Origin of the sequence: Nonomuraea sp. NPDC050202, assembly GCF_040656115.1 — a bacterium.
Lineage (GTDB): Bacteria > Actinomycetota > Actinomycetes > Streptosporangiales > Streptosporangiaceae > Nonomuraea.
The window spans coordinates 708,532-731,376 of the sequence record NZ_JBFALF010000002.1; the positions used below are offsets into that span (position 1 = coordinate 708,532).

Annotated in this window: 23 protein-coding genes; 10 read left to right on the plus strand and 13 right to left on the minus strand. The window is 72.3% G+C overall.

What is annotated here, in order from left to right; all coding sequences use genetic code 11:
- Window positions 1–14 precede the first annotated feature (14 nt).
- The 3 genes from cydB to AB0I79_RS08565 form a co-directional block, all read right to left on the minus strand.
- Window positions 15–896 (minus strand): cytochrome d ubiquinol oxidase subunit II, encoded by an 882-nt coding sequence (cydB, locus tag AB0I79_RS08555; protein ID WP_357868840.1) that lies wholly within the window; start codon window positions 894–896, stop codon window positions 15–17.
- 13 nt (window positions 897–909) lie between these two features.
- Window positions 910–2,256, minus strand: a complete 1,347-nt coding sequence (locus tag AB0I79_RS08560) for a cytochrome ubiquinol oxidase subunit I (RefSeq protein ID WP_357868843.1) — start codon at window positions 2,254–2,256, stop codon at window positions 910–912.
- A 214-nt stretch (window positions 2,257–2,470) separates the two neighbouring features.
- Window positions 2,471–3,316, minus strand: a complete 846-nt coding sequence (locus tag AB0I79_RS08565; protein WP_357868846.1) for a polysaccharide deacetylase family protein — start codon at window positions 3,314–3,316, stop codon at window positions 2,471–2,473.
- Window positions 3,317–3,388: 72 nt separating this feature from the next.
- On the opposite strand from AB0I79_RS08565, the gene AB0I79_RS08570 reads away from it, so the two are divergent.
- Genes AB0I79_RS08570 through AB0I79_RS08585 form a run of 4 tightly spaced genes read left to right on the plus strand, consistent with a single transcriptional unit; the run spans window position 3,389 to window position 6,196 of the window.
- Window positions 3,389–4,090, plus strand: a complete 702-nt coding sequence (locus AB0I79_RS08570) for a carbon monoxide dehydrogenase subunit G (protein WP_357868849.1) — start codon at window positions 3,389–3,391, stop codon at window positions 4,088–4,090.
- A gap of 50 nt (window positions 4,091–4,140) precedes the next feature.
- A complete protein-coding gene (locus AB0I79_RS08575; protein ID WP_357868852.1) occupies window positions 4,141–5,037 on the plus strand; it encodes a hypothetical protein in 897 nt (298 codons plus the stop codon).
- 41 nt (window positions 5,038–5,078) lie between these two features.
- Window positions 5,079–5,747: a DsbA family oxidoreductase gene (locus tag AB0I79_RS08580; protein ID WP_357869677.1), complete on the plus strand. Its 669-nt coding sequence runs from the start codon at window positions 5,079–5,081 to the stop codon at window positions 5,745–5,747.
- A gap of 26 nt (window positions 5,748–5,773) precedes the next feature.
- Window positions 5,774–6,196, plus strand: coding sequence for a MarR family transcriptional regulator (locus AB0I79_RS08585; protein ID WP_357868855.1), 423 nt, complete (start codon window positions 5,774–5,776; stop codon window positions 6,194–6,196).
- Here the strand turns inward: AB0I79_RS08585 and AB0I79_RS08590 are convergent.
- The gene (locus AB0I79_RS08590) at window positions 6,185–6,892 is read right to left on the minus strand and encodes a thymidine kinase (RefSeq protein ID WP_357868858.1); all 708 of its coding nucleotides are present in this window, start codon (window positions 6,890–6,892) and stop codon (window positions 6,185–6,187) included. The genes AB0I79_RS08585 and AB0I79_RS08590 overlap by 12 nt on opposite strands.
- A gap of 78 nt (window positions 6,893–6,970) precedes the next feature.
- On the opposite strand from AB0I79_RS08590, the gene AB0I79_RS08595 reads away from it, so the two are divergent.
- From AB0I79_RS08595 to AB0I79_RS08605, 3 genes are read left to right on the plus strand one after another with little or no spacing between them, the layout of a single operon-like run.
- On the plus strand, window positions 6,971–7,354 hold the full coding sequence (locus AB0I79_RS08595; RefSeq protein WP_357868861.1) for a hypothetical protein: 384 nt from the start codon (window positions 6,971–6,973) through the stop codon (window positions 7,352–7,354).
- Between the two features lie 6 nt (window positions 7,355–7,360).
- The gene (locus AB0I79_RS08600) at window positions 7,361–9,361 is read left to right on the plus strand and encodes a hydantoinase/oxoprolinase family protein (RefSeq protein WP_357868864.1); all 2,001 of its coding nucleotides are present in this window, start codon (window positions 7,361–7,363) and stop codon (window positions 9,359–9,361) included.
- A complete protein-coding gene (locus AB0I79_RS08605) occupies window positions 9,354–11,162 on the plus strand; it encodes a hydantoinase B/oxoprolinase family protein (protein ID WP_357868867.1) in 1,809 nt (602 codons plus the stop codon). The genes AB0I79_RS08600 and AB0I79_RS08605 overlap by 8 nt, the downstream gene beginning before the upstream one ends.
- Window positions 11,163–11,170: 8 nt before the next feature.
- Here AB0I79_RS08605 and AB0I79_RS08610 read toward each other — a convergent pair whose 3' ends face one another.
- Window positions 11,171–12,025, minus strand: a complete 855-nt coding sequence (locus tag AB0I79_RS08610) for an NAD(P)-dependent oxidoreductase (RefSeq protein ID WP_357868869.1) — start codon at window positions 12,023–12,025, stop codon at window positions 11,171–11,173.
- A 112-nt stretch (window positions 12,026–12,137) separates the two neighbouring features.
- Between AB0I79_RS08610 and AB0I79_RS08615 the strand changes: the two genes are divergently transcribed.
- Entirely contained in the window at window positions 12,138–12,806 is a 669-nt protein-coding gene (locus AB0I79_RS08615; protein ID WP_357868872.1) for a histidine phosphatase family protein, read from the plus strand.
- Here AB0I79_RS08615 and AB0I79_RS08620 read toward each other — a convergent pair.
- Window positions 12,796–13,326: a hypothetical protein gene (locus AB0I79_RS08620; protein ID WP_357868875.1), complete on the minus strand. Its 531-nt coding sequence runs from the start codon at window positions 13,324–13,326 to the stop codon at window positions 12,796–12,798. The genes AB0I79_RS08615 and AB0I79_RS08620 overlap by 11 nt on opposite strands.
- Window positions 13,327–13,404: 78 nt before the next feature.
- Here AB0I79_RS08620 and AB0I79_RS08625 point away from each other — a divergent pair, with 78 nt between their 5' ends.
- Window positions 13,405–14,562 carry a CoA transferase gene (locus AB0I79_RS08625; RefSeq protein WP_357868878.1) on the plus strand — a complete coding sequence of 386 codons (1,158 nt, stop codon included), beginning with the start codon at window positions 13,405–13,407 and terminating at the stop codon, window positions 14,560–14,562.
- A gap of 74 nt (window positions 14,563–14,636) precedes the next feature.
- Complete coding sequence (locus tag AB0I79_RS08630) at window positions 14,637–16,121, plus strand: carboxyl transferase domain-containing protein (protein WP_357868881.1); 1,485 nt, start codon at window positions 14,637–14,639, stop codon at window positions 16,119–16,121.
- On the opposite strand, the gene AB0I79_RS08635 is transcribed toward AB0I79_RS08630, so the two are convergent.
- Genes AB0I79_RS08635 through AB0I79_RS08665 form a run of 7 tightly spaced genes read right to left on the minus strand, consistent with a single transcriptional unit; the run spans window position 16,118 to window position 22,822 of the window.
- Complete coding sequence (locus AB0I79_RS08635; protein WP_357868883.1) at window positions 16,118–18,040, minus strand: hypothetical protein; 1,923 nt, start codon at window positions 18,038–18,040, stop codon at window positions 16,118–16,120. The genes AB0I79_RS08630 and AB0I79_RS08635 overlap by 4 nt on opposite strands.
- Window positions 18,037–18,534, minus strand: coding sequence for a sigma-70 family RNA polymerase sigma factor (locus tag AB0I79_RS08640; protein WP_357868886.1), 498 nt, complete (start codon window positions 18,532–18,534; stop codon window positions 18,037–18,039). Before AB0I79_RS08640 ends, AB0I79_RS08635 begins: the two co-directional genes overlap by 4 nt.
- Before the next feature lie 34 nt (window positions 18,535–18,568).
- Window positions 18,569–18,964 (minus strand): hypothetical protein, encoded by a 396-nt coding sequence (locus AB0I79_RS08645; protein ID WP_357868888.1) that lies wholly within the window; start codon window positions 18,962–18,964, stop codon window positions 18,569–18,571.
- Window positions 18,961–19,407, minus strand: coding sequence for a hypothetical protein (locus tag AB0I79_RS08650; protein WP_357868890.1), 447 nt, complete (start codon window positions 19,405–19,407; stop codon window positions 18,961–18,963). Before AB0I79_RS08650 ends, AB0I79_RS08645 begins: the two co-directional genes overlap by 4 nt.
- 46 nt (window positions 19,408–19,453) lie before the next feature.
- Window positions 19,454–20,230: a carbon-nitrogen hydrolase family protein gene (locus AB0I79_RS08655; RefSeq protein WP_357868892.1), complete on the minus strand. Its 777-nt coding sequence runs from the start codon at window positions 20,228–20,230 to the stop codon at window positions 19,454–19,456.
- The gene (locus AB0I79_RS08660) at window positions 20,190–21,146 is read right to left on the minus strand and encodes a DUF418 domain-containing protein (RefSeq protein WP_357868895.1); all 957 of its coding nucleotides are present in this window, start codon (window positions 21,144–21,146) and stop codon (window positions 20,190–20,192) included. Before AB0I79_RS08660 ends, AB0I79_RS08655 begins: the two co-directional genes overlap by 41 nt.
- Window positions 21,122–22,822, minus strand: coding sequence for an alpha/beta hydrolase (locus AB0I79_RS08665; RefSeq protein WP_357868897.1), 1,701 nt, complete (start codon window positions 22,820–22,822; stop codon window positions 21,122–21,124). Before AB0I79_RS08665 ends, AB0I79_RS08660 begins: the two co-directional genes overlap by 25 nt.
- Window positions 22,823–22,845: the final 23 nt, after the last annotated feature.

The following is a 22,845-nucleotide window of genomic DNA, read 5'->3' on the forward strand; positions in this document are numbered from 1 at the left end:
GTCCTGTCAGCGGGTCAGTGGCCGGCGACCAGCACGCGCTTCCTGAACACCCAGTACGTCCATCCCTGGTACACCAGCACGAACGGCAGCGCGATCAGCCCGATCCAGGTCAGCATGCCCAGCGTGTACGGCGCCGAGGCCGCCTCCGCCAGCGTCAGCCCCGGCAGCGGCCGGACCCGCAGCTCCATGAAGACCGCCAGCGTGGCCAGCACGATCGAGCCCGCCGTGGCCGCGAACGCCCAGCCCTCCCGGCGGCGCCAGATGAGGGCGGTGGCCGCGGCCAGGGCCGCCATGGAGGCGAGGGCCGGGATCGTGCCGAGGCTCGACAGGGCGGCCACGGCCACCGGGATCGTCACCCCGCCGGCGATCATGGCGGCGACGCGGGCGCGGCGGCGTACCGGGCCGGTGGTCCTCAGGGTGAGGAACACGGCGCCGTGCAGGACGCACACCGCCAGCGTGAACACGCCGCCCACGACGGCCGCGAGCGCGCTGTTGAACAGCAGGTCGGCGAAGACCGAGCCCCACAGGAACGCCGGCAGCGCGCTGCCCACCACGATGCCCAGGTCGCACCAGAGCGGGTTGTCCACCTTGCCGCGCCACTCCAGGCCCACGCCGCGCACGATGAGCCCCACCAGGATCAGCGTCACGGGCAGGTAGAAGGAGCTGAACACGCCCGCGTACCAGGCGGGGAAGGCGGCGAACATGGCGCCGACCGCGGTGATCAGCCACACCTCGTTGCCGTCCCACACCGGGCCGATGGTCTGCAGGCCGGCGCGCTGCTCGGCGGCGTTCCTGCTCACCAGGGGCGCCAGCATGCCGACGCCGAAGTCGAAGCCTTCGAGGACGAAGTAGCCGGTCCAGAGGAAGGCGATGATGGCGAACCACAACTCGATCATTGGGGGAGGCTCCTCAGTACATCAGGGACGGCTCGCGCGGCGCCTCGGCCGCCTGGACCGGCGCCTGCTCCTCGGCGCCCTTGCGGACGTGCCTGGCCAGCAGCACGGTCTCGGCCACCGCGAGCGCGCCGTACAGGAGCGTGAAGATCGTCAGGGACGTGGCCACCTCGGCCAGCGAGACGCTCGGTGACACGCTGGAGGCGGTGAGGAGCTCGCCCGCGACCGTCCAGGGCTGGCGGCCGATCTCGCTGAGCAGCCAGCCGGCGATCACCGCGATCAGCGGGAGCGGCAGCGCCAGCAGCATCGCCCGCGACAACCACGCGGGGAACGGCCGCCTGCGGCGGGTCAGCCACAGGCCGAGCACCGACAGGCCCACCGTCGCCAGGCCGAACACGATCATCACGCGGAACGACCAGAAGACGACGGTGCCGTCCGGGCGGTAGTCGCCGGGGCCGAACTGCTGCTCGAAGCGCTGCTGCAGGTCCTCGGTGCCCTGGACGGGGGCCTCGAAGTCGTAGGTGGACAGGAAGCTCAGCAGCTTCGGGATCTCGATGCCGGGGACGATGCTGAACGCGGCGCCCTCCGTGTCGCGCTCCAGGCCCTCGGCGGCGGCCAGCTTCATGGGCTGCTGCTCGTGCATCAGCTTGGCCGAGTGGTCGCCGGTGCCCGCGACGACCGCCCCCGCGATGGCCGTCATCACCAGCGCGGCGCGGGCGGCGCTGCGCCACATCTCCGCCCGCGTGCGCAGCAGCCAGTAACCGCACACCGCCAGCACGAAGCCGCCCGCCACCACGAACGAGCCCGCGATCACGTGCGGGACCTGGGCCAGCGCGGTGGAGTTGGTCAGCACCGCCCACAGGTCGGTCATCCTGGCCTTGCCGTCCACCACCTCGTAGCCGACGGGGTGCTTCATCCAGGCGTTGGCCGCGAGGATGAAGTAGGCCGACAGGTTGGACCCGATGGCCGCCGCCCAGATGGTCGCCAGGTGCACCCGCTTCGGCAGCCGGTCCCAGCCGAAGATCCACAATCCCAGGAACGTGGACTCCATGAAGAAGGCCAGCAGCGCCTCCATGGCCAGCGGCGCCCCGAAGACGTCACCGACGAACGTGGAGTACTCGCTCCAGTTCATCCCGAACTGGAACTCCTGCACGATGCCGGTCACCACGCCCATGGCGAAGTTGATCAGGAACAGCTTGCCGAAGAACTTCGTGAGCTTCAGGTACTGCTCGTTGCCGGTGCGGTGCCAGGCCGTCTGCAGGCCGGCCACGAAGATCCCGAGACCGATGGTCAGGGGTACGAACAGAAAGTGGTACACGGTGGTCACCCCGAACTGCCACCGCGCCAGGTCAAGTGCGTCCATCTTCCCCGTCGTCTCCCTGAGCTCTACACGCTGTAGTACATCTACCCGTAGTAGTACTACAAGCCGTAGAGCAATGCGATGCGAGCTTGGTCACATCGCCTGTGCTGGTTGCCCTGTCGAGGATGGCGCGCGGGGGCGCCGGGGCGCGTCACCCGCCCGGCTGATCGCCGCGTACGCCGCCCGGCGGACCTCGGCGCGGACCTCGGCGCGGACCTCAGCGGGGCTGCGCCGCCGCCAGGTACGCCTGGAGGTCGCCCAGCTCGTAGCCGCGGCGCTTGATCTTGTTCACCAGGACGCGGAAGTCCCTGGCCAGGTTCGGGCGGAAGTGCAGGAGCAGGATGTCGCCGGGGCGCAGCTTCTTGTCGGGCACCTGGTAGGCGATCTTGCCGCCCGGCTGGACGGTGGCGGTCCAGAGCAGCACGGCCGACATGCCGCAGCTCTTGGCGGCCCGGAGCGTGTCGGTGTTGTAGTTGCCGAACGGCGGCCTGAACAGGGTGGGCCGCGTCCCGATCTCCTTCTCGATCAGCTTCGAGGAGCCGCAGAGCTCGCGGCGCTGGGCGGGGTAGCCGAGCAGGCGGAGGTTCGGGTGGGTGAGGGTGTGGTTCTCGACGGGTACGCCGGCGTCGCGAAGCTGCCGGAAATATCCCCATTTACCGGCACCTACGTACCGGGCCGGGCCGCCCGACTCGTCCGGGGTGCCCCTGGCCTCGACGGCGTCGCGCATGGCGAAGGCGGTGATCGGGATGCGCTGGTCGCGTACCTGCCTGACGAAGCCCGGGTCCTGCTCCCAGCCGTCGTCGATGGTCAGGAAGACGACCTTGCGCCCGGTCGGGATCGAGCTGATCACCGGCGGGAGGCCGCCGGTGCGGGGGATCGGGCGCACCTCGCCCTTGCGGGGCTTGGCGCCCGGCGGCCCCGCCGGTTCAGGGGTCTTCTTCCCGGGCGTCGCCGCGGTGGGAACGGGGGTGCCGGGCGAAGGGCTGGAAGCGGTCCCGGCCGGGGCGCAGGCGGCCAGCGCCAGGACGCACGCCACGCCGATCATCCGGTGTCCCCTGAACATGAGGCACCATCTTGCCAGCCTCTGTGAGGTGTTGCCCTTATCCACGCGCCCGGCGCTGCCTAGAGTGGCCGCATGAAACTGGCGGGCAGTGCCGAGATCGGCGTGGACAGGCAGCGGGTGTGGGCGGCGCTCAGGGACCCGGCGGTGCTGGTGCGCACCCTTCCCGGGTGCGAGCGGCTGGAGGAGACGGGGCCGGACACGTACCGGATGACGATCAACGCGGGCGTGGGCTCGATCACGGGCGTCTACCAGGGCGAGGTGGCGCTGTCCGACCCGCTGGAGCCCGAGAGCTTCACGCTCAAGGCCCGCGGGCAGGGTGCGCCGGGGACCGTGGACGCCACCGTCCTGGTACGGCTGAGCGAGCTCGACGGCGGGACGCGGGTGGACTACGACGCCGAGGCGGTGGTCGGCGGGATGATCGGCGGGGTGGGGCAGCGCATGCTCGGCTCCGTGGCCAAGCGGACGGCGGGCGAGTTCTTCTCGGCCGTGGAGGAGCACCTGCGGACCTCGGTCCCGACCGCCGAGCCGGGCCTGCCCGCGGGGCTCGGCCTGCCCGCCGAGCCCGTGCCCGCCTCGGCCGAGACGTACGCCGGGACGCACCTGTTTCCCGACAGCCGCCCGGCGCCGGGCGCCGTCTTCGAGCGGCCCGCGAAGCGGCACACCGAGACACGCCCGTGGGTGATGCTGGCGGCGTTCGGCATGGGGGCCGGCGTCGCGCTCGGCGGGGTCACCCTGGGCTGGCTGCTGGGACGCGGGTCGCGCCGGAGGGGTTGATGGCCTCGGGGGCTCTCGCGGAAAAGGATCTCCCGGCGTAGCGTGGCGGTATGCGGCAGGCACATGCTGAAGACGCACGGACCGAGGCCAGGCGAGTCGTACGCAACCTCCTGGGCGAGGAACGCCCGACAGCGGAGATGCTGATCGGCGACGTGCGTCCCGTGCTCGGTGACGAGCGTACGGACCGCACGCTGGAGCTGGCCCTCGGTGCCCAGCTCACCAGGCGCTCGGCCGAGCTGGCCGCCATCGCCGCGCTGCTGGTCGGCACCCGCGAGCTGGGCGAGGGCTGGTGGTCCAAGCCCAGGGGCGGCAAGCTGCCCGCGCCCGACGAGGTGGTGCGCACGGCGGTCGCCATCGAGCCGTGGACCGACCTGACCGCGCTGGAGATGCTAGCGGCCTGGATCTCCGACGACGCCGCCGACCAGATGTGGGGCGCGCCCGTCGCGCAGGTCGACCTCAACTCCTGGCAGGCCGAGGACCGCTTCGAGCTGCCGCCGGGCGTCAAGCCGGGGCAGCGCCTCGTCGTGCACTTCGACGCCGGAGGGCGGCTCGACGCGGTCGTCGCCCGGCGGCCCGACGAGGAGCTCGGCTCCAACCTCGACTTCCAGTCGCTGCGTTACTCGCGGCCCGCCGAGGCGCAGTGGAGCTGGGGCGTCGCGGCCGGGCTCGGGCCGCACCGGCTGCCCGGCGAGACCCCCGACCCGTACGCGCGCGAGGTGCCCGCCGAGGCCGTCGGCATCCTCATGGCGTGGGCGACGCGTCACGGCGCCTCCGGCGAGCAGCTCGGCGAGCGGTGGGAGACGGTGGGCGACGTGGTGGCCGCCATCGAGCGGGTCGACTGGATGTGGCGCAGCGGCGAGTGGTTCGGCTGGTGGCGCGGCGCGTCGGCGCTGGTGGACGACTCGGCGTACCTGCCGTACCGGCTGGAGGAGCTGGCGGCCGGCTAGGGCCCGGAATCACCGCGTACCCGATCGGGTTGTCCAGCGATATGAAGGTCGAGATTTTTTCGGATGTCGTGTGCCCCTGGTGTTACATCGGGCATGTCCGGTTCGCCAGGGCCGCCGAGCGGTTCCGGGCCAAGGGCGGCACCATCGAGGTCACGATGCGGCCGTTCCAGCTCAACCCGGACGCCCCGTCCGACGGTGAGCCGCTGATCCCGGCGCTGGAGCGCAAGTTCGGCCCGAACGCCGGCCAGATGGTCGAGCGGGTGGTCGGCGCCGCCACCGCCGAGGGGCTGGAGCTGCACTACGACAAGGCGGTCAACGCCGCCACGTTCGAGGCGCACCGCCTGATCGAGGTCGCCACCCGGCAGGGGCTCGGCAAGGAGATGGCCGAGCGGCTCTTCCGCGCGTACTTCACCGAAGGGCTGAACGTGGCCGACCCCGGCGTGCTGGACAGGCTGGCCGGCGAGGTGGGCGTGCGCGACTCCGGAGAGGGCGCGGAGGAGGTGCGCGAGCAGCTCGCCAGGGCGCGCTCGCTGGGCATCTCCGGGGTGCCGCTGTTCCTGTTCGAGGGCAAGTACGCCGTGTCGGGCGCGCAGCCGGAGGACGCCTTCGCCGCCGCCATCGACGAGGTGGCCGAGCGGACCGGGCAGACGCCGATCACCCAGCTCGCGGCGCCGGGCGACGGGTGCGACGACGGGTACTGCGCCGTCTGAGCCGGGCGTGGTGGGAGAATCACAAGGTGTCGAGTCGCAGCCTTGCTTACCTGCTCAAGCACGCCAACCTGCGCCTGTCGGAGCTGATGGGCCCGGCGCTGGAGCCGTGCGGCATCGACGGGCGCGAGTTCGGCGTGCTGTCGGTGCTGGGCGGGTCCGAGCCGCTGTCGCAGCTCGAGGCGGCCCAGCGGATGGGGATCGACCGGACGACCATGGTCGCCATGGTCGACGGGCTGGAGCGCAAGGGGCTCGTCGGGCGCCGGCCGCACCCGGCCGACCGGCGCAAGAACATCGTGGAGCCGACAGAGCGCGGCCGCGAGGTGCTGGCCGAGGCCGTGGGGGTGGTGGCGGCGGCCGAGGCGGAGTTCCTGGCGCCGCTGCCCGACGGCGACGCCAGGCTGCTCAGGGACGCCTTGGAACGCCTGATCCCCCCGCGCTCAAGCGGCTGAGCCCTCGTCCGGGGCACCCGCAGCCGCACGCGCACTCGCGCCGGCGTGCGTGCCCGCCCCCGCGTTCCCGCCTTCGCCGAGCTGGCCGGCGCGGTGGTGGCGGCGGCAGAGCACCTGATAGCGCACGGGCGCGTGGTCGGTGTCGCCGATCACGACCTGCTCCCCCGTACGCGCCATCGTCCCGCCCACGATCCGGGCGTTGAGCTGGCCGGGACGCCCGCACCAGCACAGCACCTCGACCTGCAGCCGGCACACCTCGTCGGCCAGCTCGAACAGCCGCTGCGCCGCCGGGAACATCACCGACCTGAAGTCGGAGGCGAGGCCGAACGCGTAGACGTCCACGCCGTGGGAGTCCACCAGGTCGGCGAGCTGCTCGATCTGCTCGACGGTGTAGAAGCAGGCCTCGTCGCAGATCAGGTAGTCGATGCGGTCGTGCGCGGTCACCAGCTGTACGAGGTCGAGGGAGTCCTCCACCTCGATCGCCTCCAGCCCGAGCCCGATCCGGCTGGTGACCTTCGGCCCTCCCGAGCGGTCGTGCTTGGTCAGCACCAGGCCGCGTCTGCCCTGCCGTCCGTGGTTGTAGTTCATCTGCAACGCCAGGGTGGACTTCCCGCAGTCCATGGGGCCGAAGTAGAACTTCAGTACGGCATCCCGGGCGCCAGACGGCACGGCAGACAAGGCAGACAGTTCGGTCACGGGCCGCCAGCTTAGTGGCTTGGCTTGTTCCATGACCTCGTGGGACATTTCTCCCCTGTAGTTGTTCAGGAGGAATCTGTGGTCACCGAAAAACCACCGTCCGAGACGTCGCCGCTGGACGCGCTGATGAGGCAGGACGACCTCACGGCGGCCCAGGCGGACGCCACCCGCTGGCGTTACGGCTTCCTCGTCGTGGTGACGGGCATCGTCGCGCTCCTCGTCGCTTTCGGCGCCGCCGTGTTCGCCACGGGGGAGCTGGCCGCGCTGTTCGCCGGGGTGGCGGGGGTGATCGGTACCATTATCGGGGCTTACTTCGGAGTCCAGGCCGGCCAGTCGGGCAAGGCCAGGGTCGAGGCCGAGCTCGCCAGGTCGCAGGAGATGGTGGTGCGCCTGGCGGCGTATGTGGGCCCCACGAACGCGCCACGAGTCATCGACGAAGTGCTCGGCCGTCGCCGGAGCTGAGGAGCCATGCGTAGCGTGCGTATCGGAGTGGACACCGGAGGAACGTTCACCGACGTGGTGGCGGTGGACGAGCAGACGGGTGAGATCCTCACCACCAAGACCCCCTCGACCCCCGCGAACCCGGCCGACGGGTTCCTCGCGGGGATCGAGAAGCTGGGCCGGCTCGACGTCGGCTCGATCGTGCACGGGACGACGGTGGCCACGAACCGGCTCCTGGAGGACCGCATCGAGAACCTCGGGTTCATCACGACCGAGGGGTTCGAGTTCATCCTGGAGATCGCCAGGCAGAGCGTGCCTGACGGCTACGGCAACTCCTACTTCTGGGTCAAACCGCCCAGGATCGTGCCCGTCCACCTCGTCAAGACCGTCGGCGGGCGGCTCGACCACCTCGGCAACGAGGTGCGGCCGTTCTCCGACGAGCAGGCCGCCGAGGTGGCCCGCTGGTTCCGCGCCAAGGGCATCACCGCGATCGGGGTCTGCTTCCTGCACTCCTACGCCAACCCCGAGCACGAGCGGCGCATGCGCGAGGTGCTCTGGCGCGAGCACCCGGAGGCGGTGATCTCGCTGTCCAGCGACGTGCTGCGCGAGTACCGCGAGTACGAGCGCTCGGTCACCACCCTCGTCGACGCCGCCGTCAAGCCGGCCATGCGCACCTACATCGCGACCCTGTCGACCCGGCTCGGCATGCCGTTCTCCGTGATGAAGTCCAACGGCGGCGTGCTGTCCGCCCGCGAGGTCGTCAACCAGCCCATCAGCACCGTCCTGTCGGGCCCGGCGGCGGGCGCGCTGGGCGCCGCGCTGATCGCCTCCACGGCGGGCCACGAGTCGGTGATCACGCTGGACGGCGGCGGCACCTCGACCGACGTGGCCGTGGTGATCGACGGCGAGCCCTCCATCACCACCGAGGGCTCCGTCGGCCGCTACCCGTGCAAGATCCCGATGATCGACATCATCACGGTCGGCGCGGGCGGCGGCTCGGTGGCGTGGATCTCGCCCGAGGGCACGCTCAAGGTGGGCCCCCGCTCCGCCGGCGCCGACCCCGGCCCCCTCTGCTACGGCAAGGGCGGGACCGAGGTGACGGTGACGGACGCGCACGTGTTCCTCGGCCGGATCCCGCCGCACCTGCTCGGCGGGGAGATCCCGCTGGACGTGGACGCCGCCGGCACCGGCATCCAGGCCCTGGCCGACAAGCTCGGCCTCACCCCCGAGCGCACGGCGACCGGCATCCTGGAGATCAGCGCGTTCAACCAGAGCAACGCGATCAGGCAGCTCACCGTCAAGCGCGGGCTGGACGTGCGGGACTTCCCGCTGGTGACGTTCGGCGGGTCGGGGCCGCTGCTGGCCTGCCGGCTGATCGACATCCTCGGCCTGCCGTCCGTGATCGTCCCGCGCGATCCGGGCAACGTCTCGGCGTTCGGGCTGCTCACGGTGGACGTCAAGAACGACTACGTGCGCACGTACGTCACCCGCGAGCTGTCCCTCGGCAAGGCCGTCGAGATCTTCCACGACCTGGAGCATCAGGCCGGCGAGGCGCTCGACCGCGAGGGCTTCGACGACCCGATCTACCAGCGCAGCGCCGACCTGCGGTACTACGGCCAGGCCTACGAGGTCCGCGTGCCCGCGCCCGCGGGGGAGATCGACGACGACTGGCACGCCGAGGTGATCTCCCGCTTCCACGACGCCCACGAGAAGCTGTACGGCTACGCCTACCGCGACGACCCCCGCCACGGCGTGGAGTGGGTGAACCTGCGCGTCTCCGGCATCGGCCCCATCACCCGCCCGGCCGTCCGCCGCCTGGACAAGGCCGGCGAGGGCGCCACGTCGGTCCGCCCCGTGCACTTCGACGAGACCCGCGACACCCCGATCCACCAGCGCGCCGCCCTGGGCCCCGGCGCCACCGTGCGGGGGCCGGCGGTGATCGAGGAGTACGGCTCGACGATCCCCATCCACCCCGGCTTCACCGCGAAGATCGACGAATACGGAAATGTGGAGATAAGTCGTGACTGATCCCATCCTGGTGGAGATCGTCGAAGGCACGCTCGCCTCCGTCGAGAAGGAGGTCGAGACCGCCATCGCGCGCACGGCCCGCTCGCCGATGATCCGCGACGCGCACGACTTCCGCGCGGGCATCCACGACGTACGGCTGCGCAAGCTCACCGGCCGCTCCTACAGCGCGCTCGTCCAGCCCGTCGTGCGCGACTTCCCGGTCGAGACCATGAAGCCCGGCGACGTCTACTTCCACAACGACGTCTACCTGTCGGAAGGCGGCATCGGCCACCTGCCGGACCTGTGCGTCACCGTCCCGGTCTTCCACGACGGCGAGGTGGTCGCCTTCGTCCAGGCCTTCGGGCACCACGACGACATCGGTGGCTCGGTCCCCGGCTCCATGCCCTCCCACGCCCGCTCGGTCTACGAAGAGGGCCTGATGGTCCCGCCGATCAAGCTGCGGGACCAGGGCGTGCCCAACGAGGCCGCGCTGCGCATCATGACCCGCAACTCCCGCATGCCCGACTCCCTGGCCGGGGACCTCGACGCCGAGTGCTCGGCCTGCCTGATGGGCGCGCGCCGGCTGGGCGAGCTGTTCGAGCGGTACGGCAAGCAGGCCGTCCAGGAGTGCTTCGACGCCATCATCGCCAAGACGACCGAGACGTTCCGCAGGGAACTGCTGGCGAAGATCCCCGAGGGGACGTACGTGTGGGAGGACTACGCCGAGCACGACGGCGTGGACGAGCCCCGCCTGCACGCCCAGCGCATCACGCTGAGCGTGGACCACGCGGCCGACGCGCCGTTGACCATCGACTTCACCGGCACCTCACCCCAGGCCAAGGGCCCCATCAACCACGCCGGCGACTACGCCGACGGCGTGTTCCTGAAGAAGTGGCTGGCCCCGGTGCTGCGCAACCTGGCCGACACGCCGGACCGCATGGCCGAGCTGGACGTGAACGAGGGAGTGGTGCCCCTCATCAAAATGATCTTCCCCGAGAAGGGCACCCTCCTCACCCCCGTCTTCCCCGCCCCGACCAACGCCCGAACGTTCGTCATCCTGCGGCTGCTCGGCGTCCTGGCCGGCGTCCTGGCCAAGGCCACCGGCGGGCGCATGCCCGCCGACCAGGAGACCATCCGCTACACGGGCGTGTACGGCACGGACGCCGACGGGCAGCCGTACCTCATGCGCGAGGTGCTGGGCGGCGGCTCCGGCGGGCGCTGGTACGCCGACGGCGAGGACACCATCCACGTGGTGCCCGACTCGCGCAACATCCCGGTGGAGTTCGCCGAGGCGCGCTGGCCGTTCCGCGTGGAGCGGCTGGCCCTGGCCTGCGACTCGGGCGGCCCCGGCATGTTCAGGGGCGGGCTCGGCTACGACAAGCACATCCGCATGCTGCGCGACGCCTCGTACATGTCGATCGCCGACCGGTCCATCCTGTCCTGCTGGGGCGTCAACGGCGGCCTGGCGGGGCGGCCGTTCCGGGTGGAGATCGCGGGCAAGGAGATGGAAGGCCTGGTGGACGACCACCCGGTGCAGGCGGGGGACCTGATCAGGATCCGCACCACCGGCGGGGGCGGCTGGGGCTCCCCCTACGACCGGGACCCCCGGGCGGTGGCGGCCGACGTGCGCGACGGGAAGGTGTCGATCGCGGGAGCGCTGGGCGACTACGGCGTGGTCCTGGACGGGGACCGCATCGACGAGCAGGGCACGGCCGAGCTCCGCGCCCGCCTGCGGCCTCCGGCGGACCGGTTCTTCGACCGGGGGCCCGGGTACGCGAAGCTCTCGGGTGGCAGGGCCTACGCGGAGGTGGACGAATGGTGAGGCGTTGATCACGCCTCACCGTCGCGGGCCCCGGGCCCGCTCCCGTCCTCCCCCCGGGCAGGCGGCACGGCAGCCTGCCCCTTGCCGAAGCTCGCGAAATACGTGGCCGCCATGTCCTCATCGCCGTGCCCCTGCGCCTCCGCCCGCCGGAAGCGTTCCCCGGCCGCGGCCACCACGTCCAGCCGCACCCCGGCGGCCTCACCCGCCTCCCCGATCAGCCGCGTGTCCTTCTCGGCGTTGCGCACGGTGAAGCTGGGCGTGAAGTCGCCCGACAGGATGGCGGCGGACTTGGCCTGGAAGTAGGCGCTGTCCATCGGCCCACCGCTGATCACCTGGCGGACCAGATCGGGATCGAGCCCGAGCCCCTGGGCGAGCGAGAGCGCCTCGGCCACGACAGCCGTCAGCGAGATGCCGAAGCTGACCGTGGCCATCTTGAGCCTCGTGCCCGCTCCGGCGTCCCCGAGCCACAGCGTCCACTGCCCGAGCGCCCCGAACACCGGCTCCAGCGCGCCCTGGGCCGAAGCGGGGCCGGAGGCGAGGATGACCAGCCTGCCCTGCTCGGCCGGCTGCCGGGTGCCCTGGACGGGCGCGTCCACGAACGTCAGCCCGTGCTCGGCCGCCAGCGCCGACAGCCGCTCCACGGCGGCGAGGCCGACCGTGCTCATCTGCGCCCACACCTGCCCGGCCCGCAGCCCGGGAGCGGCGGCGGTGACGGCCTCGTGCACGGCGTCACCGTCGCTCAGCATCGTGACGATCACGTCCGCGCCCGCGACCGCCTCGGCGGGGGAGTGCGCGACCACCGCGCCGTCGGCCTCCAGCGGCAGGGCCCTGTCCCTGGTACGGTTCCACGCCGTCACCCGCATGCCGGCCCTGGCCCAGGTTCCGGCCCATGGGCAGCCCCATGAGCCCCGTTCCGAGTACTGCGACGCCAGTCATGCCACCACCGTACGATCACCGCCGTGTGAGGATGGGGACATGGGTCCTGAGTGCATCATGGCGGTGCGGCACGGCGAGAGCGAGGCCAACCTCGCCCACCGGCAGGCGGGGGAGACGCCGCTGGTCTACGGGCGCGGCGACGACGAGGTGACGGTGACGGAGCTGGGCAGGGCGCAGGCGGCGGCGCTGGGCCGGCTGCTGGCGGCCCGGCCCGCCCGCGAGGCGCCCGAGCTGGTGTGGTGCTCGCCGTACCTGCGCGCGCTCGACACCTGGAAGATCGCCCAGGAGGCGTGGGGCGTCGAGCCGCTCCCCGTCACCGTGGACGAGCGGCTCAGGGACCAGGAGGGGGGCGCGTTCGCGCGACTCAACCTGGCCGCGATCCGGGAGCGGCACCCCGAGGAGCTGGTCCGGCGCGAGGCCGAGGGCGCCTACGCCTTCCGCCCGCCCGGCGGCGAGTCGCTGGCCGACGTCGTGGTGCGGCTGCGCGACTTCCTGCGGGACCTGGACGGGCGGGCAGCCGGGCGGCGGGTGCTGATCGTCGCGCACGACTCGGTGGTGCTGGCGCTGCGCCACGTCCTCGGCAAGCGGCCGGACGCGGAGCTGGCGGCCGTGCTGGAGTTCGCGCCGGTGCTGAACGCCTCGGTGTCGCTCTGGCGCACCGGGGGCGAGCTCGTCAGCTTCAACGACGTCGCGCACCTCACGTCGTGACCACGAGGTCGGCCCGCTCCCGGGTGCGGTCCCCGGCGAACCACGTGCGCTCCGCCTCGAACCACTCCCGCCACCGCGGTTCGAGCGCGGCGCCGTCCCGCTCCAGCACCCGCCGCAGGCGCACCGGCTCGGCGGCCTCCACCCAGACGGTGTACGCCAGCAGGTCCGCCACCGAGGCCCGCGCCGTCCCGACGCCCTCGACGACCAGGACGGGCGCGACAGGCACCGCCACCGGCTCGGCATAGCCGCCGCGCACCCAGTCGTACCTGCGGAAACCTCCGGGGAGCCCGCGCTGGAGCGGTCGCAGCACCTGCGACTCCAGCGCGTGGAACCAGCCGCCTGGCCCCTCCTCCCACGGCACGGGGAAGTCGTCGCTGTGGATCACCTGGCACCCCAGCTCCGCCGCCAGCCGCCCCGCGAACGTCGTCTTGCCCGACCCCGCGGGCCCGTCCACGGCCACCAGGCGGACCGGGCCGCACGAGGGGCGCAGGTTCGAGATGCGAGAGGCCAGGTCTTTCACCGGACCCAGGGTAGGTGACGGGGGGCGGACGCCTGAGAGAATGTTCTTTCACCCCGGACGCAAGGAGGAGGTTGGATCTTGCTCGGACCCCTCGGTGACATCGTCGTACTCGATCTGTCCAGGGCCCTGGCCGGGCCGCACGCCGCGCAGATGCTCGGTGACCTGGGCGCTCGGGTGATCAAGGTCGAGCATCCGGACGGGGGGGACGAGTCGCGCGGCTGGGGCCCGCCGTTCGTCGGGCCTGATCACGACATCTCGACCTATTTCCTGGCGGCCAACCGCAACAAGCAGTCCATCGCCGTCGACCTGAAGTCCGGCGAGGGCAAGCAGCTCATCGAGCGCCTGGTGCGCCACAGCGACGTCCTGGTCGAGAACTTCCGCACCGGCGTGCTCGACCGCCTCGGCTTCTCCGTCGAGCGCCTGCACGAGCTCAACCCGCGCCTGGTCGTCCTGTCGATCACCGGCTTCGGCCACGACGGCCCCGAGGGCGGCCGCCCCGGTTACGACCAGATCGCCCAGGGAGAGGCCGGGCTGATGTCGCTGACCGGCCCCTCGCCCGACGAGCCGTACCGCGTCGGCGCCTCCATCGGCGACCTGCTAGCCGGCATGTACGGCGCGTACGGGGTGGTGAGCGCGCTCTACGAGCGCGAGCGCACCGGCAGGGGCCGGGTCGTGCGCACCTCGCTGCTCGCCGCCATCACCGGCGTGCACGCCTACCACGGCACCGCCTGGACGGTGGGCGGCCAGGTGCCCGCGGCGGGCGGCAACCACCACGCCTCCATCGCCCCCTACGGCGCCTTCCGCTGCTCCGACGGCATGCTGCAGATCGCCGCCGCCAACGACGGCCAGTGGCGCAAGGTGGCCGCGCTCCTCGGCATCGACCCCGGCCAGGCGCGCTACGCCACCAACCGCGACCGGTTCGCGCACCGCGACGAGCTGATAGCCGACATGGAGAAGGCGCTGTCCGCCCACGACCGCGCCCACTGGCTGGCGGAGCTGGCCGGGGCGGGCGTGCCCGCCGGCGCGATCAGGACGCTCGAGGAGGTCTACGCGTGGGAGCAGACCCGCTCGCAGGGCCTGGTCGTCCAGGTGGAGCACCCGGTGCTCGGCCCGATCGAGCTGCCGGGGCCGCCGCTGCGCTTCGACGGGCTGACCGGGGTCGAGCACACCGCGCCGCCCATGCTCGGCCAGGACGGCGACGCCGTGCTCGCCTGGCTGGAAGAGTGCGAACGATGATCGCGAACGGGTGGCACCGGCCGGGGCGCTCATGCGTCAACATTGCAACGTTGGCTGACATCTAGGGAGCGATAGTGAGCCGTCCGGACGCGCGCACACTGATCGAAACGATCCTCGACCGGGGGTCGTGGAAGTCGTGGGACGCGCCGCCCGCCGATCCGGCCGAGCCCGGCTCCTCCTACGCAGACGAGCTGGCCGCGGCCCGCGTCAAGTGCGGCTACGACGAGGCCGTGATCACCGGCGAGGGGCTGCTCGACGGGCGCAGGGTGGCCGTCGTGGCGTGCGAGTTCTCGTTCATGGCGGGCTCGATCGGGGTGGTGGCGGCCGAGCGGTTCGTGACCGCGGCCGAGCGGGCCACCCGGGAGCGGCTGCCGCTGCTGGCCCTGCCGGCCTCGGGCGGCACGCGCATGCAGGAGGGCGCGCTCGCGTTCGTCCAGATGGTGAAGATCACCGCGGCGATCCAGGAGCACCGGGCGGTCGGCCTGCCGTACCTGGTGTACCTGCGGCATCCGACGACCGGCGGGGTGTTCGCGTCCTGGGGGTCGCTCGGGCACGTCACGGTGGCGGAGCCGGGAGCGCTGATCGGGTTCCAGGGGCCGCGGGTGTTCGAGTCGCTGCACGGCTACCCGTTCCCCGAGGGCGTGCAGGTGTCGGAGAACCTGCACGGCAAGGGCCTGCTCGACGCGGTGGTGTCCGCCGAGGACGCGCGGGAGGTGGCGATCAGGGCGCTGGCCGTGCTCGCCGCCGACCGCTCGGCCATCGAGGCCGGCCAGGCGCCCGAGGAGGACCTGCGGCCGGTGGAGGCGTGGGAGGCGATCACCCGGTCCCGGCGCGACGACCGGCCGGGCGTGCGCACCCTGCTCAAGCTCGCCGCCACGGACGTGACGCCGCTCAGCGGCACGGGGACGGGCAAGAACGAGCCGGGGCTGCTGCTCGCGCTGGCCAGGTTCGGCACCGCGCCGGCGGTGGTGCTCGGCCAGGACCGGCGCCTCCAGCGCGCCAACTCGCCGCTCGGCCCCGCCGGCCTGCGGGTGGCCAGGCGCGGCATGCGGCTGGCCGCCGAGCTCGGCCTGCCCCTGGTCACCGTGATCGACACGGCCGGCGCCGACCTGTCCAAGGCGGCCGAGGAGGGCGGGCTGGCCGCCGAGATCGCCCGCTGCCTGGCCGAGCTGCTCATGCTCGACGCGCCGACCGTCTGCCTGCTGCTGGGCGAGGGCGCGGGCGGCGCGGCGCTGGCGCTGCTGCCCGCCGACCGGGTGCTCTGCGCGCAGCACGCCTGGCTGGCGCCGCTGCCGCCCGAGGGCGCCTCCGCCATCCTCTACCGCTCGGTCGACTTCGCCCCCGAGATCGCCCAGGCGCAGCACATCCGCGCCACCGACCTGCGCCGCGACGGCATCGTGGACCGGGTGATTCCCGAGCTGCCCGACGCCGCCTACGAGCCGAGGCAGTTCTGCGAGCGGGTGGGGCGGGCGCTGGAGTACGAGATCGCGGGCCTGCTCCAGGTGGGCCCGGCCGACCGCTTCGCGGCCCGCCGGGCCCGGTACCGCAACCTGGGTTAGTCCTGCTGCCAGAGCTGCTTGCCGCCGGCGTCGAACCCCTTGACGACCATGCCGGCGGAGAAGTCGGCGCCCTCGGGGATCGGCGCCGCGAACAGCGCCACCCCCTGTTCCCACGGATCGGGGGCGGCCTGCGCGGTGCCGGTGACACCGTTCGACGAGGTGACCTCGATCCTGGCGGTGCCGGCGAGCGCGTAGCCGTACCAGGCGTGGGTGCCGCGGCCCCACCTCACCGGCTGCTCGGCGCTGAGCAGGTCGCTCAGCCTGGTCCCGGGCAGCGGCCCGGCGAGCCCCATGACCAGCTCGTCGTTCTCCCAGAAGGCCAGGCAGTTCGGCTCGCTCACGAGCGCGGTGACGCCCGCGGGCAGCGGGTGGCGGGGGGTGTCGGAGCGCATGGCCTGCTGCCCGCAGTCCTTGCGCGTCTCCGGGAACAGCCCGAGCGGCCGGTCCTTGCGTTTCATGGTGAAGCCCGCGACCTCCGCGTCGCTGGACGGGATCGTGACGTACCAGATCGGGGCCGGGGTCCCGGTGCCGCGCCGGAACGTGGCGGGCAGGCGCCGCCCGTCGGAGAGCACGGCCTCGACCGACTCCCAGTCGTCGCCTGCCGCGCCGAAGTAGCTGACGGTGCCGGGCTCCGGCAGGTACTGGACGGCCCGCAGCGGGCTGCCGAGGTGGTCCGGGTGCCGGCCACCGCCGATGCAGGACAGGTCGGGGTCCACGCCGCCGGAGTAGCAGAGCGTGACCCTGGGGCGGCCCGTGTCGGGGCCGGCGTCGGTGAACCAGACGCGCACCGGCTCACCGGCCGCTCCGGTGCCGGGCAGGCTCATCACCTCGCCGACGGGCGGCATCCCCTCCTGCGGGTCCTTGGCCTCGTCGCGCCAGACCTCCGCGCCCGACGCGTCGTAGGCGACCAGGCGATGGCGCTCCTGGCCGTCGTCCGGGGCGCCCTCGGCGGCGAACAGCGTGATGCCCAGGCCCCATGGATCGGGCCGCGTCCCGACCTGGGCGGTGGTTCCGTCCTCGAAGGAGAACGCGATCCTGGAGACGTTCCCTGCCGCCACCCCGGTGATCACGTTCTCCCGCATGCGCGCGTCGACCGGTTGCATGGCCTGGCCGAGCAGGACCGTGCCGAGCTCCGCGCCGCCGCGCGTGAGGCGCAGCTCCGTGCCCTCCTTCGTCCGGAACGGCCGCGCGGTCACCCCGGCGGGCAGGTCGTGGGCCGCCCCGAGAGCCTGTCCCGGCTGGGGAGCGGCGAACATGTCGCGCGAGCGCTCGCCGAGGTCCCTGCCCCGGTCGTCGGAGATCTCGATCTTCGACAGCGGCTGCCGCGCGGGGTAGGTCACGGTCCAGATCCGGTACGGCGCCCCCGCGGGCCGCCACAGTTGCCCGGGGAACCTCTGCCCGTCACCCGCGACCCCGGTGACCGTCCCGATGTCGTCGACCGCCACGCCCCAGTCCAGCGCGCTCTCCGCCTGGTCGCGGACGGTGCTGCCCGCGAACCAGGCGTCGGAGCCGATCGTGGGCATGCGCGAGCAGCCCCCGTACCCCTCGGCGTCCACCCGTTCGACGACGTAGCACAGCTCGGGATTGCCCAGCCTGCCCTTGGCGAACCAGAGCCGCAGCGGCTTGCCCTCGGTGGGGTTGTCCACCGTGACCTGCTCGCCGGCGGCGGTCCTGCCACGCATGAGCCCCTGGTAGATCGCGTCGGCGTCGGCCGCGGTGTTCCTGCCCAGGCCCCCGCCGAGCAGGACGGGGACGAACACGGCCAGCAGCGCCACCGGCAGCGCGGCCGCCGCCAGGCGCAGCGCGCGGTAGCGGCGCGGCCTGCGCTCGCGCACGCGCAGCCAGGCGTCCGGGCTGGTCTCGAAGGTCTGGGCGCGGGCGTCGAGGGCCGCCCGCAGGCGCTCTTCCAGGTCGTTCACCGGTCCTCCTCCTTCAGCGCCCTGCCCAGGGCCGCCAGGCCCCTGCTGGCGTGGGTCTTCACCGATCCTGGCGAGACGCCCATGGCGTCGGCGATCTCGCGCTCCGACAGTTCCAGCCAGTAACGCAGGACGAGGGCCTCGCGCTGGCGGCGCGGCAGGCGGTCCACGGCCGCCAGCAGCTCCCGGTGCTCCTCGGAGACGAGCACGGCGTGCTCGCTGCTGCGGACGTGCTCCGGAGGATCGGGACGGCGCAGCCGGACGAGGCGGAGATGCCGCAGGCGGTTGCGGGTCAGGTTGCAGACGGTCGCGCGGAGGTAGGCCATCGCGGCCCCGTCGTCGCGCAGCCGCCGCGAGTGCAGCCGGGCGAACGCCTCCTGGACGATGTCCTCGGGGTCGTCCGCGCCGAGCAGCCCGGCCAGCCGTACCAGGGAGTGGTACTGGGCCGCGAACAGCTCGGCGAACGACGGCTGCGCCATGGTCGCTGTTTCGGTCACATCCCTACAGACACACGGACGCGCCGAAGGTTGACTACGGGACCGGAATCCTTTCGACCCGGATCGAGAAGACCTCCTCGCGGGGCACCACGACCTCGTAGGCGCCGTGGTCGACCATCCAGTAGCCCAGCGCCTCGGCCTTCATCCCGCTGTGCCCGGTGTAGGCGATGTGCAGCCCGTCGTCGTCCTCGTCGAGCACGATGCACGGCTCGCCGCCGAACGCGCCCACCGTGCGGATGAGCACCAGCCACTCGACCTGCGCCCTGGGCACCACCCGCCGCCAGTAGCCGGAGGCGGCCTCGAACCCCTCCAGCTCCGTCTCGCTGAACAGCACCACCTGGTCGTTGTCGGGGCCGAGGGCGGCAGGCAGCGTGCTCTCGCCGAAACGGGCCACGAAGCCGGAGGCGACCGGCATGATCTCGTCGCTCATGCGGCGGGCCGCCAGGTCAGCCCGTCGTACTCGGCGAAGGGCCGCTCGCCCTCGCCGGTGACGTGCACGATCTCCGCCCCGGCCGGGATCGGCATCGGAACGGTGTGGAACTGCGGCACCACGTGCTCCGACGACGTGGTGAACCCGTTGCCGGCGAACGGCGGCGCGTCGCTCCAGTCGCCGCCCATGTGGGGCCCGTACGGCACCGCGTAGGTGTCGACGTCGCGGGCGAACCATCGCATCATGTACAGCTCGGGCACCTCGGCGAACAGCTCGGATCCGTCGAAGGACAGGTCGAGCCCGTAGTAGAGGGCTTCGGGGGTGGTCAGCCTGACACAATCCTGCACCCGGTAGACGTAACCCGAGATGACCGTGCGCTTGCCCGACAGATATGGCACGAGCAGACGCGGCGGGACCACCTTCTGCATCTGCGTTCCGCTCACAGTCCTACTTTACGATCGCTTGACCCCGGGGTGGACCGGGTCAGGGTCACAGCACCCGGTGTTCGAGGCACGGCAGCATCGCCCGGGCGGTGGCCGTCCACTCGCGGTCCACCTGGACGACCCGCACGCCGGGGCCGGTGCCCAGGTCGGAGCGGACCACGCCGAGCGGGTCGACCAGCATGCTGCGGCCCACCCCGAACCCGTCGGACGACTCCGCCGGGTTGGGCGCCTGGCCGACCGCCGCCGTCCACATGGTGTTCTCCAGCGCCCGCGCCCTGACCAGCGTCACCCAGTGGTCCTCCTTGAGCGGCCCTGAGCCCCAGGCGGCGATCACCGCGAACAGCTCGGCGCCCCGGTCGACCAGCGCCCTGGCCAGCTCGGGGAAGCGCACGTCGTAGCAGGTGATCAGCCCCACCCTGACGCCCGCCAGCTCCACCACGGCCGGCTCCGCGCCCGGCGCGACCAGGTCGGACTCCTTCGCGCCGAACGAGTCGAACAGGTGGATCTTCCGGTAGGCCGCCTTCAGCTCGCCCCGGGCGTCGATCGCCACCGCCGTGTTGTGCACGCGATCCTCGCCGGGCTCGAACACGCCCGCGATCACCGCCAGCCCGTGCTCGCGGGCCGACTCGGCCAGCCCCGACACGAACGGCCCGTTCAGCGGCTCGGCGAGCGTGGAGATGCGCCGGCCGTACCGGGTCAGCGTGGCCTCGGGGAAGATCGCCAGGTCGGCGCCTTCGGCGGACGCGAGTGCCTCTCGGACCCTCTTGAGATTGGCTGAGGGGTCAGGGGACACCGGGATCTGGCAGAGGGCGATTCTGGTCACGGCTCGACTGTAGCCGGTTGGGCACCAGACGAAACCAGGTCAGGCACCGCCATATCCATTCAAGCGGGCCATATCTGAACCGTGACAACCACCACCGGCTGAACAGGCCTTGCACGATCAGCGTGACCGCCGTCAGCCCCACGACCGACCACCGGCTCCGGTCGGTCTCCAGCAGCGGCAGGGCCAGGGCGATCACGGCGGTGCCGGAGACGTAGTTCGTCAGCGCCATCTTCCCCAGCGGCTCCATCAGCGCCGACAACCACGGCCGCAGGATCAGCAGCAGGCCCAGCACGTACGCCGCCGCGCCCGCCAGGGCGGCCACGCTGTAGACGGTCCAGTCGTTCGTACTGATCCACGCCATGGTGAGCAGCACCGAGGCCAGCGCGGCGACCGCGAACCCGGGCAGCAGCAGGGACCTCGGCGGCCGCAACTGCCACACGCCCATGCCGACCAGGAACAGCCCCGGGATCAGCAGCGGCCCGCCGCCCACCCCCGGCATCAGCGCCCACCCGACGCCCGCCACGCCCAGCAGCAGCACGGGCAGCCCCTCGGCCAGGAACGAGGCCGGCAGCAGCACCAGCGCGCCGTAGAAGGCGTAGTCGGTCAGCACCTCGCCCTCGTAGAACTGGTGCTGGATCATCCCGAAGCAGAACAGCCAGAACAGCCTGCTCACCAGCGCCCAGCGGCTGTTGCCGCGCAGGAACAGCAGGAAGCTGATGCCGAACAGCAACGAGAAGATCGGATAGAACCGGCTCTGGAACAGGCCCTCGACGAACCAGTCGAGCCCGACCGGATGCGTCTTCTTGAGCTCGATGTGCTGCCACGTGTTGACCAGCATGATGCCGCCCACCGCGAAGCCGCGTAGGGCGTCGAGCTCATGGATGCGCGTCTTTACAGGACCCAGGTGAACCACCATACGAGGAATCCGCCGTTGATGACGGTTGCCGCGATGTGCGGCCATCTGCGGTCGTGGAAGAGCGCCGCCGCAGTCAGTATGGCGGAGATCGCCGCGATCGAGCTGTACGGGACCACCAGGTCCGGCACGCCGACGGCCAGGGCCGTCTCGTTCCTGCTCGCCAGGGTGAGGACGGACTGGGCGACGACGCCCGTGAACGCCACGCCCGCCAGCCCGCCGAAGGCGGCCAGTGCCCTGCCCCTCAGCGCGGCCGTCACCAGCTGGATCAGGGAGGCCAGCGCGTACAGGGCGAAGGGTGCGGCCGGCCAGGGCGAGCGGGAGATCTGGTACGGCGCGCCGGTCACGTGCAGACCGCCCGGCCGGAGCTCGGGCGCGGGGCACGGGGTGAGCGACTGGCCGGCCGGGTCGCCGACGAACCCGGCGATCCGGCTGCGGGCGCAGTCGCTCGCCAGGAAGACGGCGTGGGAGAGGCCGGCGAACTGCTGGAAACGCCCGCCGGGCAGGGACTCGGCGGCGGGCCCCGCGGTCCTCGGCGGCGTCGTCGGGTCGTACTGGCCGGCGAGCACGTACACAGGGGCCTGCACGGCGCTCACGGCGGCGCTGCTCTTGGGCAGCCGCCAAGCATCACACACCGCCTTATCCGCATTTACGGTGAAAAGCCGTGACCCCCGGCCGAAGGTGTTGAACGGGACCTCGTCCTGGCACTGCACCGCGTGATACAGCCCGAACTCGTGCGACGTCAGCCCCTCGCCCACCGCATCCGCCAGCGGCCGCAGCAGCTCGTCGTGCCCCTCGGCCAGCGCGCTCACCATCACCGGCACCACGGCGGCCACCTCCGCCTCGTGCAGCGCCTCCGCCAGGATCGTGGCCACGTCGTCACCGCTCATCCGCGCCGTGAACTCGCGGCCCGCCAGCGGATCCAGCACCGGGACCAGGGCCGGCGTCCGGTTGAGCCGCGCCAGCATGGTCTCGTACCGCTCCCGGACCCCCAGCAGCGCCATCGTGTCGCCCAGGTTCCGGTCGGCGTCGTCGTACCAGGCGACGCCCGCGGGCAGGTACGAGTCGAGCACCACCGACCGCACCCCCTCGGGGTCGGCCGCGGCCACGTCCATCATGACCCTGGTCGAGTAGCTGACGCCGAACAGGTTCCACGAGGCGTACCCGAGCTTCTGCCGCAACGCGACCACGTCGGCCGCGATCTCCTTCGTGTTGTAGCCGCGAAGGTCGACGCCCTGCTCGGTGAGCCGTTCGCGGCACCGGTTCGCGGCGGCGGCGACGTCGGCCGGCGGCTGCCGCAGCCGCCCGAGCAGCGCCTGCGCGGTCTCGGGGCAGGCCAGCACCGGCTGGGAGTACCTGCTGCCGCGCTGCTCGACGGTCACCACGTCACGGTCGGGGAACATCTGGCTCAGGAACCCCATGAGCTGCATCGACGCCGACCCGGGGCCGCCGCTCATGTAGACGACGGGGTCGGCCTTGCGGCCGGCCGCCGCCGAGAGGTGCACGGCGTACCCGACCTTGATCTTCCGCTCGGGGGCGTCCCTGCGCTCGGGGACCTCCAGGAAACCGCAGCTCGTACGGGCGGGCACGGGGACGGGGCAGGGGCTCTGCGGTGCCCCGGCCGGGGTCATGACGGGAGGCGCGGACAGGGCGAGGGCGAGCACGACCCGAATGATCACGGGACGAGACTAATAGTGTGGAG

Coding starts and splice junctions, on each gene's coding strand:
- cydB (WP_357868840.1), bottom strand. CDS start 896: ATGATCGAGTTGTGGTTCGCCATCATCGCCTTCCTCTGGACCGGCTAC.
- AB0I79_RS08560 (WP_357868843.1), bottom strand. CDS start 2,256: ATGGACGCACTTGACCTGGCGCGGTGGCAGTTCGGGGTGACCACCGTG.
- AB0I79_RS08565 (WP_357868846.1), bottom strand. CDS start 3,316: ATGTTCAGGGGACACCGGATGATCGGCGTGGCGTGCGTCCTGGCGCTG.
- AB0I79_RS08570 (WP_357868849.1), top strand. CDS start 3,389: ATGAAACTGGCGGGCAGTGCCGAGATCGGCGTGGACAGGCAGCGGGTG.
- AB0I79_RS08575 (WP_357868852.1), top strand. CDS start 4,141: ATGCGGCAGGCACATGCTGAAGACGCACGGACCGAGGCCAGGCGAGTC.
- AB0I79_RS08580 (WP_357869677.1), top strand. CDS start 5,079: ATGAAGGTCGAGATTTTTTCGGATGTCGTGTGCCCCTGGTGTTACATC.
- AB0I79_RS08600 (WP_357868864.1), top strand. CDS start 7,361: ATGCGTAGCGTGCGTATCGGAGTGGACACCGGAGGAACGTTCACCGAC.
- AB0I79_RS08610 (WP_357868869.1), bottom strand. CDS start 12,025: ATGCGGGTGACGGCGTGGAACCGTACCAGGGACAGGGCCCTGCCGCTG.
- AB0I79_RS08615 (WP_357868872.1), top strand. CDS start 12,138: ATGGGTCCTGAGTGCATCATGGCGGTGCGGCACGGCGAGAGCGAGGCC.
- AB0I79_RS08645 (WP_357868888.1), bottom strand. CDS start 18,964: ATGAGCGACGAGATCATGCCGGTCGCCTCCGGCTTCGTGGCCCGTTTC.
- AB0I79_RS08660 (WP_357868895.1), bottom strand. CDS start 21,146: ATGGTGGTTCACCTGGGTCCTGTAAAGACGCGCATCCATGAGCTCGAC.